This is a genomic window from Stutzerimonas stutzeri (assembly GCF_024448985.1).
Lineage (GTDB): Bacteria > Pseudomonadota > Gammaproteobacteria > Pseudomonadales > Pseudomonadaceae > Stutzerimonas > Stutzerimonas stutzeri_AP.
The window spans coordinates 322,050-339,542 of sequence record NZ_JAMOII010000002.1; the positions used below are offsets into that span (position 1 = coordinate 322,050).

Annotated in this window: 21 protein-coding genes; 8 read left to right on the forward strand and 13 right to left on the reverse strand. The window is 63.6% G+C overall.

Annotated elements, in window-relative coordinates; all coding sequences use genetic code 11:
- Positions 1-96: 96 nt before the first annotated feature.
- From NA647_RS04275 to NA647_RS04310, 8 genes are read left to right on the forward strand one after another with little or no spacing between them, the layout of a single operon-like run.
- Entirely contained in the window at positions 97-591 is a 495-nt protein-coding gene (locus tag NA647_RS04275; protein ID WP_256056560.1) for a Na+/H+ antiporter subunit E, read from the forward strand.
- Complete coding sequence (locus tag NA647_RS04280; RefSeq protein WP_256056777.1) at positions 591-842, forward strand: monovalent cation/H+ antiporter complex subunit F; 252 nt, start codon at positions 591-593, stop codon at positions 840-842. The genes NA647_RS04275 and NA647_RS04280 overlap by 1 nt, the downstream gene beginning before the upstream one ends.
- Positions 838-1,131, forward strand: a complete 294-nt coding sequence (locus NA647_RS04285; RefSeq protein ID WP_423836458.1) for a cation:proton antiporter — start codon at positions 838-840, stop codon at positions 1,129-1,131. The genes NA647_RS04280 and NA647_RS04285 overlap by 5 nt, the downstream gene beginning before the upstream one ends.
- Entirely contained in the window at positions 1,124-2,032 is a 909-nt protein-coding gene (locus NA647_RS04290; protein WP_256056562.1) for a hydrogenase subunit MbhD domain-containing protein, read from the forward strand. Before NA647_RS04285 ends, NA647_RS04290 begins: the two co-directional genes overlap by 8 nt.
- Complete coding sequence (locus tag NA647_RS04295; RefSeq protein ID WP_256056563.1) at positions 2,029-2,310, forward strand: NADH-quinone oxidoreductase subunit K; 282 nt, start codon at positions 2,029-2,031, stop codon at positions 2,308-2,310. The genes NA647_RS04290 and NA647_RS04295 overlap by 4 nt, the downstream gene beginning before the upstream one ends.
- A complete protein-coding gene (locus NA647_RS04300; RefSeq protein WP_256056564.1) occupies positions 2,307-3,743 on the forward strand; it encodes a complex I subunit 5 family protein in 1,437 nt (478 codons plus the stop codon). The genes NA647_RS04295 and NA647_RS04300 overlap by 4 nt, the downstream gene beginning before the upstream one ends.
- Entirely contained in the window at positions 3,740-5,236 is a 1,497-nt protein-coding gene (locus NA647_RS04305; RefSeq protein WP_256056565.1) for a complex I subunit 5 family protein, read from the forward strand. Before NA647_RS04300 ends, NA647_RS04305 begins: the two co-directional genes overlap by 4 nt.
- Positions 5,233-6,879 (forward strand): complex I subunit 5 family protein, encoded by a 1,647-nt coding sequence (locus tag NA647_RS04310; protein ID WP_256056566.1) that lies wholly within the window; start codon positions 5,233-5,235, stop codon positions 6,877-6,879. The genes NA647_RS04305 and NA647_RS04310 overlap by 4 nt, the downstream gene beginning before the upstream one ends.
- Before the next feature lie 52 nt (positions 6,880-6,931).
- Here NA647_RS04310 and NA647_RS04315 read toward each other — a convergent pair whose 3' ends face one another.
- The 13 genes from NA647_RS04315 to NA647_RS04375 form a co-directional block, all read right to left on the reverse strand.
- The gene (locus NA647_RS04315) at positions 6,932-7,585 is read right to left on the reverse strand and encodes a DUF2238 domain-containing protein (protein WP_256056567.1); all 654 of its coding nucleotides are present in this window, start codon (positions 7,583-7,585) and stop codon (positions 6,932-6,934) included.
- 98 nt (positions 7,586-7,683) lie between these two features.
- Positions 7,684-8,127, reverse strand: coding sequence for a ketosteroid isomerase-related protein (locus NA647_RS04320; protein WP_256056569.1), 444 nt, complete (start codon positions 8,125-8,127; stop codon positions 7,684-7,686).
- An 85-nt stretch (positions 8,128-8,212) separates the two neighbouring features.
- Positions 8,213-9,613, reverse strand: coding sequence for an ATP-binding protein (locus NA647_RS04325; RefSeq protein ID WP_256056571.1), 1,401 nt, complete (start codon positions 9,611-9,613; stop codon positions 8,213-8,215).
- A complete protein-coding gene (locus NA647_RS04330) occupies positions 9,610-10,287 on the reverse strand; it encodes a response regulator (protein WP_256056572.1) in 678 nt (225 codons plus the stop codon). The genes NA647_RS04325 and NA647_RS04330 overlap by 4 nt, the downstream gene beginning before the upstream one ends.
- Positions 10,288-10,348: 61 nt before the next feature.
- Positions 10,349-10,951: a hypothetical protein gene (locus NA647_RS04335; RefSeq protein ID WP_256056573.1), complete on the reverse strand. Its 603-nt coding sequence runs from the start codon at positions 10,949-10,951 to the stop codon at positions 10,349-10,351.
- Positions 10,952-11,087: 136 nt separating this feature from the next.
- Positions 11,088-12,098, reverse strand: coding sequence for an SDR family oxidoreductase (locus NA647_RS04340; protein ID WP_256056574.1), 1,011 nt, complete (start codon positions 12,096-12,098; stop codon positions 11,088-11,090).
- A gap of 106 nt (positions 12,099-12,204) precedes the next feature.
- Complete coding sequence (locus NA647_RS04345) at positions 12,205-13,515, reverse strand: polysaccharide deacetylase family protein (protein ID WP_256056575.1); 1,311 nt, start codon at positions 13,513-13,515, stop codon at positions 12,205-12,207.
- Complete coding sequence (locus NA647_RS04350; protein WP_256056576.1) at positions 13,493-14,086, reverse strand: hypothetical protein; 594 nt, start codon at positions 14,084-14,086, stop codon at positions 13,493-13,495. Before NA647_RS04350 ends, NA647_RS04345 begins: the two co-directional genes overlap by 23 nt.
- 181 nt (positions 14,087-14,267) lie before the next feature.
- Positions 14,268-14,867, reverse strand: a complete 600-nt coding sequence (gene csgH, locus NA647_RS04355) for a curli-like amyloid fiber formation chaperone CsgH (RefSeq protein WP_256056577.1) — start codon at positions 14,865-14,867, stop codon at positions 14,268-14,270.
- A gap of 34 nt (positions 14,868-14,901) precedes the next feature.
- Entirely contained in the window at positions 14,902-15,831 is a 930-nt protein-coding gene (locus tag NA647_RS04360) for a hypothetical protein (protein ID WP_256056578.1), read from the reverse strand.
- A gap of 28 nt (positions 15,832-15,859) precedes the next feature.
- Positions 15,860-16,345, reverse strand: coding sequence for a curli production assembly protein CsgB (locus NA647_RS04365; protein WP_256047651.1), 486 nt, complete (start codon positions 16,343-16,345; stop codon positions 15,860-15,862).
- A gap of 108 nt (positions 16,346-16,453) precedes the next feature.
- Positions 16,454-16,867 (reverse strand): CsgE family curli-type amyloid fiber assembly protein, encoded by a 414-nt coding sequence (locus NA647_RS04370; protein ID WP_256047652.1) that lies wholly within the window; start codon positions 16,865-16,867, stop codon positions 16,454-16,456.
- On the reverse strand, positions 16,855-17,439 hold the full coding sequence (locus NA647_RS04375; protein WP_256056778.1) for a helix-turn-helix transcriptional regulator: 585 nt from the start codon (positions 17,437-17,439) through the stop codon (positions 16,855-16,857). Before NA647_RS04375 ends, NA647_RS04370 begins: the two co-directional genes overlap by 13 nt.
- Between the last annotated feature and the right edge of the window lie 54 nt (positions 17,440-17,493).

Below are 17,493 nucleotides of genomic sequence, written 5' to 3' on the forward strand. Positions count from 1 at the left end.
GCCGTTGCAACGACCCGAAACAAGCCCATCACCAGCGCGACGGAACGCCATGAACGATTTTTTGATCGACACTTCGATCAGCCGAAAGGAGACCTTGTGAGCAGAGAAACCGGATCGCACCGCCGCTGGATCGATGGACTGGGTTGGGTGCTGCTCTATGCCGCGGTCTGGGCGATGTTTGCTGGAGGCAGCGGTTGGGCCCTGGGTGTGCCAAGCGTACTGCTTGCTGCAGGGCTGTCGTTCTGGCTGGGTCTGCGGTCCTGGCAACCCTCGCTGGTAAGCCTGCCGGGCTTCGTCTGGTTCGTCCTCAAACACATGACGCTGGGTGCCTGGGACGTGGCGCTGCGCGCGCTGCATCCAGGGCGGTCGCTGCAGCCGGCGTGGGTCGATTACCCGCTGCGCTGCGAGTCGCCGCAGATACGGCTGTTGCTGTCGGCAATGGTCGGGCTGCTGCCGGGCACGCTGGCGTCGCGGATCGATGGCGACTGCATGCGTATGCACGTGCTGGACGAGCGGCAGCCGTGGGAAGCGACGCTGATCGAGCTGGAAGCGCGTCTGACCCAGTTGCTCCCCGCGAGGGACGAGCATTGATGGCGGTGTACTCGGCGCTGTTGCTGCTGACCATCGGCGTCGGTCTGGTGCGCGTCGTGCTGGGCCCGAAGCGGGTGGACCGGCTCCTTGCGATCCAGCTGTTCGGCACCGCCGGCACGGCTTTGCTGCTGGTCATGGCGCAGTGGCAGGAACAGCCCGCGCTGCGTGATGTGGCGCTGCTGCTGGGTTTGCTGGCGGCGGTTGCCAGTGCCGCGTTGGTGCAACTGCTGCGGCAAAGCCACCATGATTGACCTACTTCTCAACGGCTTGAGTTGGTTGCTGCTGCTCGCCGGCCTGCTTTTCTTTGCCGCCGGCAGCATCGGCCTGCTGCGCTTTCCCGACGCGGTCAGCCGGCTGCACGCCCTGACCAAGGCCGATACCCTGGGACTCGGACTGGTGGTCGCCGGCTTGTCGGTCCGCGCCGAGAGTCTGCTCGAAGTGGGACAGATGCTGCTGATCTGGCTACTGCTAATGGCCTCCAGCGCCACCGCCTGCCAGCTGCTGGCACGCCAGGCGAGCGAGGATCCGGACGATGACTGACTGGCTGTTCGACGGCACGCTGGGTCTGCTGTTGCTTGCACTCGCGCTGGGCGCGCTGCACGGGCGCAACCTCTACGCCAGCGTGCTGCTGTTCGTTGCCTTCGGCATGGTGATGGCGGTGATCTGGGCACGCTTGGGCGCGGCGGATCTCGCGCTGGCCGAGGCCGCCATCGGCGCCGGGCTGACCGGCGTGTTGCTGTTTGCCGCGCTGGCGCGTGAGCCGGGTCGCCAGGAATTGCCGGACATAACCCCGATCCGTCAGCGACTGGCGGCAGCGGTGGTGGTGTTGCCGTTGCTGTTCATGCTGCTGCAAGGCATCGCTCCGCTGGCCGAAGGCACATCAACGCTGCCCGATGAGCTTGACCGGGTGATGCCGCGCACCGGTGTCAGCCATCCGGTGACGGCGGTGCTGCTGAACGTGCGGGCCTGGGACACGCTGCTCGAACTGGCCGTGCTGCTGCTGGCGCTGCTCGGTGCACGACAGCTCGGCCCGCGCCGCCTCGATCTGGCCGAACCCTGGCCACTGTTGCGTGCCTGGGCACGGGTGCTGGCACCATTGCTGGTGCTGGCGGCGGGCTACATCCTCTGGCGCGGCGCCAGCTCGCCGGGCGGGGCCTTCCAAGCGGGTTCGCTGCTCGCTGCGGGCGTGGTGCTGCTGCGCCTGTCGGCTCTGCTGCCGAGGTTGCGCTGGTCGTTCGCTCCGCTGCGGCTGCTGGTGCTGGGCGGATTGTTGCTGTTCATCGGCGTAGCCATCGCCACCGCCTGGCTGGGCGATGGCTGGCTGAACTACCCGGACGATTCGGCCAAGCTCATCATCCTGCTGATCGAAGCCGTGGCCACCCTGTCGATCGCCGCCAGTCTGAGCCTGTTGGTCATTGGCGAAGGCGAGGAATCGTCATGAACAGCGCACTGTTCTGGATGGGTGTAGGCGCCGCGCTCTGGTTACTCGGGCTGCACGGGCTGCTGACGCTGCGCCAGGCGTTGCGGCGGGTCATCGCGTTCAATCTGATGGGCAGCGGTGTGTTTCTGGTGATGATCGCCCTGGCGACGCGCATTCAGCCGAGCGACCCGGTGCTGGTGGCGCTGGTGGTCACCGGCCTGGTGGTGGCGGTCAGCGCCACGGCCCTGGCCTTGCGGTTGGCGGGTGCGGTGCAGGACGACCGGGAGCAGCGCCGATGACGCCGGCACTCGCTCTGGCACTGGTGAGTCTGACCCTGCCGCTGCTGGGTGGCCTGCTTCTGCTGGGGATACAGCCGCGGCGTAAGGGGCTGTGGGTGATTGCAATCACCTTCGCCAGCTTGCTCGCCGCGGCTGCAGCCCTACATCACGTCATGCAGTTGGGACCGCAGCTGCTGAACATTGGCGGCTGGGACACCCCGCTGGCGATCCGCTTCCAGCTCACGCCGCTTACCGCCTTGCTGATGGTCTTCACCGCCGGGCTGCACCTGCTGGTGGCGCTTTACGCCGCGCGTAGCGCGCACGCCATCGGCAATGAGGACTACTGGCCCTTGTCCTGCCTGCTGCACGCCGCGCTGGTCGCCTTGTGGCTGTCGGGGGATCTGTTCAACCTCTACGTCACGCTCGAACTGCTCAGCCTCACGGCGGTTGCGCTGGTGGCGCTGGCCGGGCGCAAGGCTTACCGCCCGGCGTTCAACTACCTGATGCTTTCGCTGGCCGGGTCGCTTGCCTATCTGTTCGGCGTCGCGCTGTTGTATGGCCGCTACGGTGTGCTCGATATCCTGCTGCTGGCGGAACTGGCCGAAGCGGATGCCAGCACCCGGCTAGCGCTGCTGTTGATGAGTGTCGGATTGATGTTGAAAGCGGCGCTGTGGCCGCTGCATCTGTGGTTGCCGCCCGCGCACTCCGGCGCGCCGACGGCGGTCAGCGCCTTGCTCTCGGCGTTGGTGGTCAAGGGACCGATCTACATTCTCTGGCTGGTCTGGACCCAAATTGCGCCGCCCGAACTGGGGCGCCATGCCGGCTTGCTGTTCGCTGTAGCGGGCATCCTGGCGTTGCTATCCGGTGGCTGGTCGGCTTTGCGGGCGCCGCGTTTGAAGATGCTGGTGGCCTATTCGACGGTCGCGCAACTGGGTTATGCGTTGCTGGCACTGGGTCTGCTGCTGCACTGGCAGGAACCGCGCATGACCGCCGCGTTGTGGCTGTTCATCCTTGCGCACGGCCTGGCCAAGGTGTCGATGTTTCTCTCTGCTGGCGAGCTGCTTCGGGTGCTCGGCACGCGCCGGGTGCGTGCATTGAAAGGCGCCAGCCAAAACATGCCGGTGGCGATGGCAGCCTTCGCGGTGGCCGGCGGCAGCCTGATCGGTTTGCCGCCCAGTGGCGGCTTTCTCGCCAAATGGCTGTTGCTGCAACCGCTGTTCGAGCAGCCACAGCATTGGCCCTGGGCCTTCGGCGTGCTGCTCGGCACGCTGATGTCCGCCGCCTACGTATTTCGCGTAGTGGCGCTGGGCTTCGACCGCGCCCGACCGAATCCGCCCAGCGTCGTACCGGACCGCCTCGCGCAGTGGCTGGCGATGCTGCCGGCGCTGCTGGCCTTGAGCCTGGCGTTGATCAGCGAACCGCTGCTGCTCTGGCTTGGCGGGGTGGAGCGATGACCTGGACCAGTTGGTTGCCGTTAGCCATCGTGCTCAGCTCGATGCTGCCGGGGTTGCTCATCTTCATCTTGCGCGAGGAACAGCAGCGCACCCGTGTGGTGCTTAACCTGCTGGGCGTGGGCGTCAAGCTGCTGTTGGTGGGGGCAATGATCTACGGCGTCAGCCGCGGCCTGGAGTTCCGCTTCAGCCTGCCGTTCTTGCCCGGCGCGCCTTTGGTGCTGCAGGGCGATGCGCTGTCGCTGCTGTTCGTCGCGCTGTCTTCGGTGCTGTGGATGGCGACGACTGTCTATGCCATCGGCTATCTGGAAAACTCGCCGCTGCGCTCGCGCTTCTTCGGCTACTTCAGCCTCTGCGTCAGCGCTACCGTGGGGTTGGCCCTGGCGGGCAATCTGGTCAGCTTCCTGCTGTTCTACGAGATGCTCACCCTGGCGACCTTTCCGTTGGTGGTGCATCGTGGCACGCCTGAAGCGCTGCGGGCCGGACGCGTCTATTTAGCCTATACCGTAGGCGGCGGAGCGCTGGTGCTGATGGGGGTGGCGCTGCTGCACGGCCTGGCAGGCGGGCCGGATTTCCAGCCCGGCGGCTACCTGCTGGAACAGGTCGGTGAGCAGAATTTGGCACTGCGTGTGGCGTTCGTCTTGCTCATCGCTGGCCTTGGGGTCAAAGCGGCGCTGATTCCGCTGCACGGCTGGCTGCCCAAGGCGATGGTGGCGCCGGCGCCGGTCAGTGCGTTGTTGCATGCGGTAGCGGTGGTCAAGGCCGGCGCGTTCGGCATCATCCGCGTGGTCTATGACGTATACGGTGCGGAAGCGATGCGGCTGCTGGACATCGCCGGACCACTGCTCTGGCTGGCCGCGGCCACCATTCTCTATGGTTCCGTGCGCGCACTACAGCAGCAGGAACTTAAGAAACGCCTGGCCTACTCCACCATCAGTCAGGTGTCCTACGTCACCCTTGGGGTTGCCTTGCTCGGGCCGATCGCCGCGGTTGGCGGGCTGGTGCATCTGGTGCATCAGGGGCTGATGAAGGTCACGCTGTTCTATTGCGCGGGCAACTTCGCCGAAACGCTGGGCATTCACCGGATTCGCGAAATGGACGGCGTCGGCAAGCGCATGCCCCTGACCATGACTGCATTCAGCATCGGTGCGCTGGGCATGATCGGCATTCCACCCATCGCCGGCTTCGTCAGCAAATGGGCGCTGGGCATGGGCGCGCTCGAGGTTGGCCAGGACTGGGTGCTGCTGGTCCTGATGGGGTCGGCCTTGCTCAATGCGGCCTACTTCCTGCCGTTGCTGTGGCGCGGCTGGTTCGCCGAGCCGGCCGACTGGCATGAGGACAACTGGCGCGAGGAGCGCTGGGAGACGCACTGGATGTTGTTGCTACCGGCGCTGTTCACCGCACTACTGGCGGTGCTGGTCGGTTTGCTGGCTGGTACCGGATTGAGCCCGCTGGGCTGGGCGCAGCTGATCGTCGCCCGGGAGTTTGAAATATGAGCTGGCTGTGGCTCCTCGTTCCGCTGGCGCCCTTGCTGGCCGGCTCGCTGTCGGTGTTCCGCGAACGCATAGCGGGCTGGCTCTGGCTCGGCTGCGTGCCGGCGCTGGGCATGGTGGTTTGGCCAATGCCTGTCCTGGAGCTGCCAATGCTCTGGGAAGGTGTGCGTTGGGGCGTGGCCGATGAGTTGAGCCGCGCCTGGCTGGGCTTTACCGCGTTACTCTGGGGTTGCGCCGGGGTGTTCGCCAGTAGCAGTCAGCGGGACGATCCCAAACGCAGGCGTTTCTGGACGTTCTGGTCGCTGGCGCTGTCCGGCAATCTATTGCTGATCATCGCCACCGATGCGCTGAGCTTCTACCTAGGCTTCAGCGCCATGAGCCTCGCCGCCTACGGGCTGATCGTGCATCAGCAGGGCCCGGGTCCGCGCCGCGCCGGGCGCCTGTATCTGCAACTGGCGATCTGTGGCGAGATGGCGTTGCTGGCTGCGCTGATGCTGCGCAGCCATGCCGCCGGCGGCGAGTTCGCCTTCGCCGCCTGGCAGTCGCTGCCCATGGACGGCCTGACGCTGCTGTTATTGCTGATCGGCCTCGGCCTGAAAGCCGGCTTCTGGCCGCTGCACGTGTGGTTGCCACTGGCGCACCCAGTGGCACCAGCGCCCGCCAGCGCGGTGCTCTCCGGGGCGATGCTCAAGGCCGGTTTTCTCGGCCTCTGGCGCTGCATGCCGGAAGGCGATCCGCTGCTGGCGAACTGGGCGGACGTGCTGCTCGGCATTGGCATTTTCGGCGCCCTCTATTCAGCGCTGCTGGGGCTGACCAGCGGCAGGGCCAAGGCGGCGCTGGCTTATTCTTCGGTCAGTCAGATGGGCTATTTGCTAATGGTCGTGGCACTGGCCTGGCGGCATCCGCAGCAAACGCAGGCGCTAACGGTCGTGCTGATGCTCTACGGCGTGCATCACGGCCTGGCCAAAGGGGCGCTGTTTCTTTCTGCAGGTTTGATCCATGCCGGACGCCTGCCGCGTATCGGCTGGCTGCTGCTGACAATACCGGCGCTGGCGATCATCGGTTTGCCGTTGACCAGCGGCGGGGCGGTCAAGACGGCGTTGAAAGAGGGCTGGAGCGCCGGCGACTTCAGCGGATGGCTGGTCTGGTTGACCTTGAGCAGCCTGACCACCGCCTTGCTGCTGCTTCGCGCCGTGTGGCTGTTACGCCGGGATGCGCGCGACGCGCCGGCGTGCCGCCCACCGTTACCTCAGCTGTTGCCTTGGGCACTGCTCAGCAGCTCCTCGCTGCTGCTGCCATGGTTCTGGCCCGCCCTGCGTGAGCCCATGCTGCATGGCTTGTATCCGGGCGGTATTTGGGCCGCGCTGTGGCCGTTGCTACTGGCTTTGGGTGTGGCTGGCGTGGCCTTGAAGCGTGTCTGGAGGGTGCCGGCGCGCCTGGCCACGCTCCCCAACCCGGCGCTATCGCTCTCGCTGCGACTCAAACGGCTGGTACTACGGCCGCCAATGGCCGTGCCGACTGTGCGCCTGGTTGCCTCGCGCTGGCGTAAACGGGAGCGGCGCTGGAACCGGTTGTGGAATACCGGAGCACTTGCCATGAGCGCCTGGCTACTGGCGGCCTTGCTGTGGTTTGGCTGGTGGTCATGAGAGTTCACCACAGCAATATCCGAACGATTCGGATCGTTAACAAACCAGCCGGCTAGCTAATCGTTTCACTGCGTGCGATTGTCCGGTTTGGGCGAGGTTGGTCAATTGCGGCCATGCTGCGGTCGTGAACGCGCACCAGAAGCGTCATCGCGGTCAGGCTGCCGAGCAGGGCGCAGAACATGTCGGCTTGGGTGTCCCATTCATCCCCCTGCATGCCTAGAAACTCTTCCGCGCCCTGGCCGAGCGCAAGGGCAGCTGCCCATTCCACCAACTCGTAGACGGCACTCAGCGTCATTGCCATGCATACGCACACAAACGGAAGCAGATGCCTACCAAGAACGAGGCCTTTGCGCACCAGCAGCTCCCGTGCGATCAGTGCCGGCACGATGCCTTGAAGGATATGCCCGAGCCGGTCGTAAGGGTTACGACTGAGATCAAGCCAGTCCTGCAACCAGAACCCCATGGGCACGCGGGCGAAGCTGTAGTGGCCCCCGGCGATGAGCCCCAGCGCTTGAACGGCCAATAACAGATAAAGCAGGGTCGAGAGCGGAAACCGCCGATGGTTGTAGATCAGCGCGGGTAGGAGAATGGCTGCGGGAAGAACCTCCAACAGCCATGTGGTGCGGTCATGCGGGTCGATGGCGGACGCCAGCAGTGCAAGTACGACGAGGCAAACCAGAGTTCTGAGCAACAGCGGACGGAGCATTCAACCAGCCTTTCCGGGGGTGCAAGCTCAATGGACCACAAAACCGAGGCGATGACTGCTGCGGACAGTCCATGCGCCTGTATCACCAGATTACGCCGTCAGGGCAACGCTTTTTCAGCGTAGGTGCGGGTCGCCAGTCCGAGTTGGGAGCGAAAGCTTTCCATGTCGAACATGGTGCAGATTTCACGAATCTGTCCGCTCGATGTCAGCGTCCAAAACGCCATGGCCGAAATGCTCAGCACCTTGTCGCTCGGTGGGTAGCCGAGCGCCGGATTCTCGATGGTGCCGATCAGGGTGCTCCAAGTGACCACCTTGTCACCCTCGGCGACGCACTCCTCGATCACCACTTCGAGTTCGGGCATGGCGGTACGGATCTGGGTGACCATGCGGGCGAACTCGTCGCTGGCCAGGGAGTGGCCAACGAAAGAACTCTTGTAGAGGAAGTCCTTGCTATGAAGCTGCTCGGCAAGGGCCAGATGCCCGCGGTTCCAGGTCAGGTCGATGTGTTTACGGACCAGCCGTTTGTTGTCGTCCAGTGACATTCGATGAATCCGTTGTGCTTCAAAAACCGGAACTGTATCAGCCGCTACCGCGAGCGGATATCCATCAGCAGCGCTCTCCGTCGACTCAACCGAGCGGCAGGCACAACCGGAACGCAGCGCCGCCGAGGCTGGAATCATCGAGCCTGAGCTCACCGCCGTAGCTGTCGAGAATGTCTTTTGCCACCGCGAGGCCAATGCCCTGGCCAGGGTGCTGCGCGTCCAGCCGCTCGCCGCGACGCAGGATGCGTGCGCGCTGGTCGACCGGAACGCCGGGTCCGTCATCCTCGATGCTCAGCATCAGGTGCTCGGCGTCTTCCTGCAGGGTGATGCGCACCTGATGCAGGCAGAGTCGATAGGCGTTTTCCAGCAGATTGCCCAGCAGCTCCATGAGAGCGCCTTGCTCCAGCGGCAGGGTGGCGTTCAGCGGAATCTCAAGGTCGACCCGCACGCGCTTGTCCTGATAGACCTTGTCGAGCGTGCTGCACAGGCGTACCAGCAGCGGTTGCAACGCTACCCGGTGGCGCACCAGCCCGCTCTGGCCCAGGCTCGCCCGTTGCAGTTGATAGCCGATCTGCTGGCTCATGCGTTCGATCTGTGCACGCATGACGCGGGCCTGCTCGCGGTTGTCCGGCTGCGCGCTCATCACCTCCCCAACGCTTTGCAGCACGGTCAGCGGCGTCTTCAGGCTGTGAGCCAGGTCACCGAGGGAGTTGCGGTACTGTTCGCGCTGGCGCCGCTCACCGTCGAGCAGACGGTTCAGCGAACGCGTCAAACGCAGCAGTTCACGGGGATGCTGATCGCTGAGCCGGTCAAGCCGGCCAGCCTCGACCTGATCCAGCTCGTGACTGAGGCGCTTCAGCGAACGAAAGCCCCACGTCAGGCCTAGCCACAGCAAGGTCAGCAGGACGAGCAATCCTCCGCCAAGCCACAGATAGAGCTGTTGGCGAAATTCCTCGAAAAGGCTGCGGTATTCGCTGGTGGGTTGCATGGTGACGAAGCTGAATGCCTGGCGCTGGTCGTCGTTGGTCAGGCGCAGTTCGACGTCGTAGACGAAATACTCCACGCCCTCGATATCACGAATTCGCTGGAATTCAGTGACGTCGCCGTGCAGCCGCGGCCGGTAATCGATGGTTTCATCCTCGGCCGACCGCGACTGCCAGAGCCGCTTGCCCTGCGGGTCGTAGATATAGCCGAGGAGCTTGGCATCCGGCAGATCGAATTCCTCGTCCGGTAGCCGATCCGGCATGATCAGCTGGCCTTCTTCGATGCGCGATGCGGTAATCAGCGTGTTGGCATCAGCGGCCAACCGCTCTTCTATGACGCGCTCGAAGGCGAGGCTGAACGCGGCTTGCAGCACCGGCAGCAGGGCGAGCATGAAAAGAATAGCCAGACAGGTCGCGCCCAGCATGAGGCGCAGGCGCAGCGAAAGACTGCCGTTGCGTGAGGCTCGCAGCTCAACCAGCCAGCGGCGCCACCGCAGGCTCATCGGCAGCGCTCGGTGAAGAGATAGCCCAGGCCGCGAACGGTATCGATCGGCTTCAGCCCGCCCTGGGCTTCCAGCTTGCGCCGCAGGCGGCCGACCAGCACCTCGATGACATTGGCATCGCGCTCGTTGTCGTCGGGGTACAGCTGTTCCATCAGGCGTTCCTTGGCCACCACCTGCTGTTGGTGGCGCATCAGGTACTCGAGGATGCGGTATTCGAAGGCGGTCAATGCGAGTGGTTCGTCATTGACCAAGGCCTGCTTGCGGTTGAGGTCGAGTTTCAGCGGCCCGGCCTCGATGCTGGCTTGGGTGAAGCCGGACGAACGACGCAATAGTGCATTGAGCCGCGCCTCTAACTCCTCGAACTGGAACGGCTTGACGACATAGTCGTCAGCGCCGGCTGCGAGCCCCTCGACCTTATCCTGCCAGTTGCCGCGCGCAGTCAGGATGAGGATGGGAAAGCGTTCGCCATTGCTGCGCAGCTGACGGATCAGGTCCAGGCCGCTGATACCCGGCAGGCCGAGATCGACCACCGCCAGGTCATGATTGAATTCGCGCGTCTGGTAGAGCGCCTCCTCGGCATTGGCCACCGCATCGACCACGTGACCGCTTTCGCTCAGGCGAGTCAACAGGTGGTGGCGCAACAGCGCCTCGTCTTCCACCACCAGCACTTTCATTTGCGGCTCCTATCATGCAAACGGCCGGGACGATCCCGGCCGTGGTCCTGTTGAAGCAAGCTTAGAAGTGATAATTCACGCCCAGATAGGCCTGCTTGCTGCTGTGTACGTCGATCGAACCAACCTTGCCGACGCCGCGCTCGGACACCTCGGTACCGGCGTTGCTGCGCAGGTAACGGTAGCCGGCTTCGATCGACGCGTTGTTGCCGAGCTCCTGCAGAACGCCGGCCTGCAAGCCAACCAGGTAGCCGATGTCGCTGTCACGGCTGTAGCCGCTGGATTCGTTCTCAAGCTTGGTCAGACCGGCGCTGGCGCCGCCGAAGAGGCGGGTGGTATCACCGACCGGCAGGAACATGTCGTAGCTGCCGATCAGGTTCTGCTGACGCAGTTTGAGTGCGCTGCCGTAGTCGTCGGAGACGTTTTCGTAGGTGGCATAGTAGCGCGCCTCATCGGTCATCTGACCGGCACGGATACCCCAGGTGCCGCTGTTCTTGATGATGTCATCGAAGCGGTCTTGGCCCATGTTCTGCTTCAGGGTGCTGGAGCGGTCGATATTGACCGTGCTCTTGCCCCAGGTGAGACCGGCGAAGTTCTCGGCGGCATGGGCGCCCAGGGTGAAGAGGCTCAAGCCGGCGGCGATGGCGAGGGTGTGCAGCTTGTTCATGTGTCGCTCCTTTGCAGGCGTGGAAAAGTCACGTCTGCATCCTGCCTGCGACCCGCTGAACGACGCCTGAACCCTGGCTGAACCTGAGCTGAACGACTGGCCAAGACAGCGCAGCGAGGGCTGCGCCGTTGACCCGCTAACGCCCGCGGCGTCCCAGCAAGGCGCCCAACGCCGCTGCGCCCACCGCCACGGCCACCGTTGTGGCGACGGGATGTTGCGTGGCACGGGTGTAGAGGCTGCGCGTCAGCACCATTCCTGGATAATCGCCGCTGGCCTTGCCGTCGCCGGCGCTGCCGACATCACTGGCGTGGAGTGCGCCGCGAGGGTGCCGGTCCGGGCGTCCGCTCTGGATGGCATCGTAGACAAAGGTGCGGTTGATCCAGTCGGCCAGGCGCGGGGCATTCTGCGCCAGCTTTGACAGCAACTTGGCGTTGCCGATATAGACGTCGCGCTGCGGATGCTCAGCCGCATGGAGAATCGCCTGTGCGACGACTTCCGGCGCGTAGACCGGCGGCGGAAACACCGGTGCGCTGGGCAGGTAATTCTTGGAGTGGTCCATGAACTGCGTGTCCGTGGAGGACGGGCGTACCAGGGTTACCGACACGGGCGTACGGGACTTCTGCAGCTCGACGCGCAGCACGTCGGTCATGGCCTTGATCGCGTGCTTGCTTGCGCTGTAGCTGGCATGAAACGGCAAGGCATTGGCGGACTCCACGCTGCCGATGTTGATCAACGCTCCGCCTTTTTCGCGCAGATGTTTCACGGCGATGGACGACCCGTAGTGCGTGCCCCAGAAATTGGTTTGCATGACTTGGTAGTGGTCTTCATCGCTGACCTCGTCGAAGCGCCCCCAGACCGAACTGCCGGCATTATTGATCCAGGTATCGAAGCCGCCGAAATGTTCGATGGTCTGCCGGGCGACGTGTTCGAGCTGCTCGCGTTCACCGACATCAGCCATCACATGCAGGACCCGATCGCCCGCGTTCAGGTCGCGCTGGATATCCGCCAGGGCGAGTTCGTTGCGTGCCACCAGTACCACGCGAGCGCCTTTTTCGACGGCCATGCGGGCCGTGGCCAGGCCGATGCCACTCGACGCGCCCGTGATTACGATGACTTGGTCATGCAAGGGTTTCAGGGAAATGCGCATGGGATCTCCTCGGTAGCAGCAACGATGGGTTGGCTCGGTAGAAGCCATAGGCCCGTTGCAGGTTCCGAGCAGACGATGGATGGCGATGCTCGTCAGAGAGCGCCGGTCATTGCAGACGGATCCGTGTCGTCCCGGCAGGCAGATGCTTGATCAGCAGGCGATTGCCCTCGAGCAGTTCAGCGGTCGGCGTCGGGCCGCTGACGCTCAGGCCTGCCGGCAATCGCATGCTGATATTGTCGATTGGCTCGGCGCTGGTCAGGCTGATGACCGTGGCAGACTTCTCCCGGGCGACGTCGATGCCCAGCTGATCACGCGCGGCCCACCAACCACCCAGCTGCGCCAGGGTGCCGAACCAGGCGAAGGGCTGCAGGCGCGGGACGACGTTTTCCAGGAAGCGATATTTGTGCTCGGTCTCGTTGGGGTGCACAAGGATGACGAAGCTGCCGCCATAGGCGGCAAGCTGGTGCGCCAGCGCAACGGCATCGTCGGTGCGCTGGTCCATCACTGGCGGGAGTTCATCTTCCACCGCGATCGGAAATTCGTAGACCGACGTCTCACGCCCATACAGTCGGTCGTGGTTGCTGCGGTAGGGCAGGTGCGTCGTCACGTTGCCGGCCGTCGCGGACGAACCGAAGCGATACCCCGACGCTTCCATCGCCTGCGGCAGGCTCGGCGGCGTGGCCAGGTAACCGGGGCGAAACGAGACCACCTCGGAATCGCTCAATTGTTCGAGCAGAAATTTGCTGACGCGCAGTTCGCCCAGCACGCTGGCGTTTCGGGTGTCGCCCTCGGCCTTCACCCTCGGCTGGTAGTCCGGATAGGTTTCGCGTCCATCGCCGAGGGAAACCGCGGCGTACATGTCGGAGTGGCTGACCGAATGGCTGGCGATCTCCATACCGGCGCGCTGCAGCTCAGCGATCGCCTCAAGCGTTCTGTCGTTGAAGAAACCTTCATCCTGAAAGTCGCGGTAGTACTTGGTCTGGATGAAGAAGGTCGCGGGTACCTGCAGGCGCTTGAGCAGGTCTCGATAGACCAACAGATGCTCCATCGATTGAACGAAGTCGACGTCGAACGTCACCACGGCTGCGAGCGGCTTGCCTTCGGGCACCGTGTCCAGAGTGACGGCCAGCGGCTCGTGCTGGTGGTACAGCTCACGGAGCCAGCGCAGCCAGACGTCTACGGAGGGTTCGTAGTGATTGGCATAGCTGCGATAGCCCTGGTCGTTGCGGTCGCCGTGCGCGCGCATGATGAAGAAACCAAGGTCGAAGCCCAGCGCATAGGCCGAGCCACCGCGCGCATCCTGACGCCGAATCAGCGCTGGCGAGCCGTCGTCAAAGCGCGCCAGGACTGTCTCGGCGTCTTGGTAAACCTGAGTACCGATCCAGCTGTCGGGGTTATCCGGGTTGCCAAGCAGCACCGACCGCTCGTGCGGATGGTTCAGCCAGCCCAGTGATGGCCTCCGTGGCCGATGCGGCGGCGTCGAAATCGATACGGTGGTGGCTGCGTGATTCGCTTACCGCGTCGAAACCGAACACATCCTGCATGCCACCACCGAGGACCTGAGTGGCGATCAGCGTGCCGCCGCGTGTTACGTGCTGGCGCAGCGCGACCAGTGCCTGTTTGTCGAGCATGCGTCCCGAGATGGTCGGGTAGGCGAGCACCACTTTGTGTCGGGTGGCCGCCGCCGCGTCCCGAGTGATGGTGAACGGCACGCCAATGCTCCTCAAACCATGCGCGAGCCCGAGCCAGGCGGAGTCTTCGTCGGTCAGCAAGATCGCCAGCCGCGAGGTCTCACCGTTCTTGTATATGCGCCAGTCGGTTCTCGTATCGGCTGCTATCTGGCTGTGGCTCTGCGGACCCTTCAGGCTGTCGAAACGGGCAAAGGTGTTGCGTTCGAGATACGCCGCCAGCCCGAGCGCGAGCAGGGCGGCGATGCCTAAAGCGACAGCTGCGCGAAGGAGGTTCGAGGGATGGCACCAACGTGGCAAGAAAACCTCGGCGTCCGGATTCGACAGGAAGCCTAGACCGTACGGACAAACCCGAGGCTCGTCCACCCCGTGCCGACCGCCAATGAGCTGCGCTGTTTGCAAAGCAACGGAACGCTTCGTACGGCTTGGTTCTCGCATACGGCGGATGTGAGTTCGGCACCGACGTGCTCAAGCGCGATCATCAACCGCATCTTTCGTCTGTATCCGCTGCACCGGCGATACTGCTGGTTTTCATTGGCTGGAAGTTCGACAAGCTTGTCGAGTTGAAGGGGATCGAAATAAGTCGCCGGATTACGCGCAACGAGCCGCTAAGGCTGTCACGTGTCTGAAGAGTCGTCGGCCGGTCAGGACGGTGGCTGTGAGCGGAGGCCATCAATCGTTCGGTTGCTTGCGCAGGCTCGCCGGGCGGCGTTGATTGCGGTTGCGGGCTGGCAGGTGCCGTCGTCGGGTAGCTGCGCTGTATCGGCGCTTGCGGCTGGCCATCGATCGACCAGTTCAACACCGCCTCCAGTCGACCATCTTCGGAAAGGCTGACTCGATTGCTCAGCGGGCACTGACGGTTGCTGCCGCTGACCAGCTCGCCTGCCTGTCGCGAACGGTTGGTCCCGGCGGAACCGGTGGACGTCACTTCCAATTGATAGCGCAGCTGGTGGGGCTGCTGGCTGGTGAAGCACAGCCGCAAGCTGACGCGACCGGTGCCATCGGGGGTCAACTCAAGTAGTGCGTCGACCGGGGAGGGTGCGGCTGCCAATATCCAGGTCGCCAGTGCGGCGCTCAACATAACGATGCCCTATCTGTTTTTGCCGCCCCGGTGACTACTGCTGGTTGATCGTCGCCATGTTGCCGTTGCCGGCCTGCTGGATGATCGCGCTCACGCCTTCGGCGCTCTGCATGATGAAGGCCTGGTTCGACGCGCCCAGCTGCGAAATCGCCGCCTGGCTGTAGGCAGTGATCTGGTTGATCGAAGCGAGGTTGTCCGTGCCGTTCTGCAGTACCGCAGCTTCGTTGCCTTCGTAGGCCTGAACGATATCGATGCGGTTACCGCTGCCTGCGGATGAGCCCTGGATGCTGTGCCCTCGGCCGCTCTGCTCGACGGTGAGCAGGTTGTCATCACCGCTCTGGCTGAAGTCGAGTTCATTGAAATAGCCCAGCTGCTGGACCTGCGCAACGTTGAGCGTGCCGGTCTGTATCAGCTGCAGGCCATTGCCATCGTCCTGCTGGATATTGGCGAGGTTCTCATCACCGACCTGATAGACGGCCAGCGACGAGCCGTGGAACGAGCCGTTCTGAACGAAGCTGAGCGAGTTGCCATTGCCGATCTGGCTGGTCTGCGCATTGGCGAAACCGGTCTGGGTCGCCGAGACGTAGTTGTCATTGCCAATGCTGCTGATCTGTAGCTCGTTGACTCGCCAGGTCTGCTCGACTTCGGCGCGGTTGCCGTTGCCCTGCTGATAGACGCTTGCGGTGGAGAAATGACTGTCGAGTGCCTGGTAGATCGAGGCGCTGTTGCCGTTGCCGAGCTGTTCGATACCCGCCTGGTTCGACTCGGCGATATCACCCTGGTAGATGCTGGCGTCGTTATCGTTGCCGTGCTGGCTGATGACGGCCTGGTTGAGCAGCCCGGTCTGATCGACAGTGGCGCTGTTGGTATCGCCGATCTGTTCGAGCTCGGCGCTGTTGTCCGCGTAGAGGTTGCTGGTGGCCGCAAGCAACACGGCAAGCGCAATGGGGTGCAAGTGGCGCATGTTGCTTCCTTTCAATTGTTATTAGCCATCAGTGTTGGACGATCTGAACGCGCTGCCCGCTTCCGTATTGAATGACGCTACTGCTCAGGCCGCTACCGAGCTGTTCGATGCTGGCATTGTTGTCGGAGCCCACCTGGGCGATCGCGGCCTGGTTGTCGCTGCCGATCTGGCTGATGTCAGCCATGTTGCCTTGGCCGATCTGAAGGATGGTGGCGAGCTGGTTTTCGCCCTGCTGGAGAATGAAGGCCTGCTGGTCGCTGCCTTGCTGAACGATGCTGGACAGCTGGTTCTCGCCGAGCTGGTTGAGATCGGCCAGGTTGTCGCTACCTTGCTGCAGCACATGCGCGGTCTGGCCATCGACCAGCTGCGGGCCAAGCGCCGCCGGGTTGCTCAGGCTCAACGAACCGACGGCCAAATCGGCGTTGTCCATCAGATCGGCGGCATGAACGGGGATATTGGCAGACAGCAGGAGGGCGGCAAACAAGCCGCGACGAAAAAGCGCTAGACGTTCCATGCAGGCACCTCGAAATAGTGCTCGGATTCTTGATTGGCGGAGCGGGGCTGAACATCCATCGAACGGTGCAAAAAGGATCCACGGTGACGTGCGGTGCGGATTAATCCCTCAAAGCTCGTCCCGATCCATGTCGAAGGTGTCCTGCAGCAGGTTTTGCAGCTTGCTACGGCTGATGTCCTCGAGGATCACTCGCGCGGCGTCCTCAGCGATCGCCTCGATTTCGGTCATGTTCGGCTGTAGAAATCGGCGATAGACGGTGCGCGGCCCATATTCCACCCAGACCAGGCTGCCCCAGCGCGCCGAGGGGCGCTCGCGAACGACCAGGTCATTTTCCAGCTCTTCGGCGTCCTGCAGCTGGAAACTCAGATACCGGTGAAAGTCATGGCCGAAGCGGGAGATGGTGTTGTCGATGATCAACCCGCTCAGTTCCGCCTCGCTCCTGGCTTGAGCCGATTGCTGCTCCTCTGCCTGCAACGGGCCGAGCAGGCAGAGGAGCAGCAGGCCGAGTGTCAGGCGTGACATGACTCGGACCAGTCCAGCCGGCCACGTAGCAGGAATGCCGCCTCGGCACGGTTGGAGGCGCCAATCTTGCGCAACAGATTGTGAATATGGCTCTTGATGGTATGCGGGCTCAGGCACAGCTGTTCGGCAATCTCGGCATTGGACAGGCCTTTGCCCGCCAGGCTGAGAATCTCGCGCTCGCGCAGGGTCAGTGACGGTTTGCTACCGGCCATCTGGCGCATTCGGCGCCACTGGCTGAGCAGGCGCTCGGTCAGGACCCGCGGTAGCCAGTCGCCGCCATCGAGCAGTACCTGGATGCCATCGAGCAGGTGTTCACGCGTGGCGTGGCTGTAAAACACACCACGAATGCCGGGGTGCTTGTCGACGAGCTGTTCGGCCTGTTCCGCCGCGATGTTCACCAGCGCCACGGGGGTCTGCTCATCGAGCTGGTCGATAAGTGTCGAAAGTTGTTCGGTCTGGCTGCTGCCCGCGTCGACCAGATAAAGATCGCTGGCGCCTCTGGAAACTTCTTCGAGTCGGTTAAGCGATACGTCCAGCTGGGCCTGCTCACCGAGAAAATGCTTGAAAAACAATCCCAGAAGCTCGTTGCCGGTAAGCAGGGTGACGGTAGGCTGATGGGCTTCCAG

Bases quoted from the DNA above. Each gene is read 5' to 3' on its own strand.
- NA647_RS04280 (WP_256056777.1), top strand. From the start codon at position 591: ATGGCGGTGTACTCGGCGCTGTTGCTGCTGACCATCGGCGTCGGTCTG.
- NA647_RS04290 (WP_256056562.1), top strand. From the start codon at position 1,124: ATGACTGACTGGCTGTTCGACGGCACGCTGGGTCTGCTGTTGCTTGCA.
- NA647_RS04295 (WP_256056563.1), top strand. From the start codon at position 2,029: ATGAACAGCGCACTGTTCTGGATGGGTGTAGGCGCCGCGCTCTGGTTA.
- NA647_RS04300 (WP_256056564.1), top strand. From the start codon at position 2,307: ATGACGCCGGCACTCGCTCTGGCACTGGTGAGTCTGACCCTGCCGCTG.
- NA647_RS04305 (WP_256056565.1), top strand. From the start codon at position 3,740: ATGACCTGGACCAGTTGGTTGCCGTTAGCCATCGTGCTCAGCTCGATG.
- NA647_RS04310 (WP_256056566.1), top strand. From the start codon at position 5,233: ATGAGCTGGCTGTGGCTCCTCGTTCCGCTGGCGCCCTTGCTGGCCGGC.
- NA647_RS04315 (WP_256056567.1), bottom strand. From the start codon at position 7,585: ATGCTCCGTCCGCTGTTGCTCAGAACTCTGGTTTGCCTCGTCGTACTT.
- NA647_RS04320 (WP_256056569.1), bottom strand. From the start codon at position 8,127: ATGTCACTGGACGACAACAAACGGCTGGTCCGTAAACACATCGACCTG.
- NA647_RS04325 (WP_256056571.1), bottom strand. From the start codon at position 9,613: ATGAGCCTGCGGTGGCGCCGCTGGCTGGTTGAGCTGCGAGCCTCACGC.
- NA647_RS04330 (WP_256056572.1), bottom strand. From the start codon at position 10,287: ATGAAAGTGCTGGTGGTGGAAGACGAGGCGCTGTTGCGCCACCACCTG.
- NA647_RS04335 (WP_256056573.1), bottom strand. From the start codon at position 10,951: ATGAACAAGCTGCACACCCTCGCCATCGCCGCCGGCTTGAGCCTCTTC.
- NA647_RS04340 (WP_256056574.1), bottom strand. From the start codon at position 12,098: ATGCGCATTTCCCTGAAACCCTTGCATGACCAAGTCATCGTAATCACG.
- csgH (WP_256056577.1), bottom strand. From the start codon at position 14,867: ATGTTGAGCGCCGCACTGGCGACCTGGATATTGGCAGCCGCACCCTCC.
- NA647_RS04360 (WP_256056578.1), bottom strand. From the start codon at position 15,831: ATGCGCCACTTGCACCCCATTGCGCTTGCCGTGTTGCTTGCGGCCACC.
- NA647_RS04365 (WP_256047651.1), bottom strand. From the start codon at position 16,345: ATGGAACGTCTAGCGCTTTTTCGTCGCGGCTTGTTTGCCGCCCTCCTG.
- NA647_RS04370 (WP_256047652.1), bottom strand. From the start codon at position 16,867: ATGTCACGCCTGACACTCGGCCTGCTGCTCCTCTGCCTGCTCGGCCCG.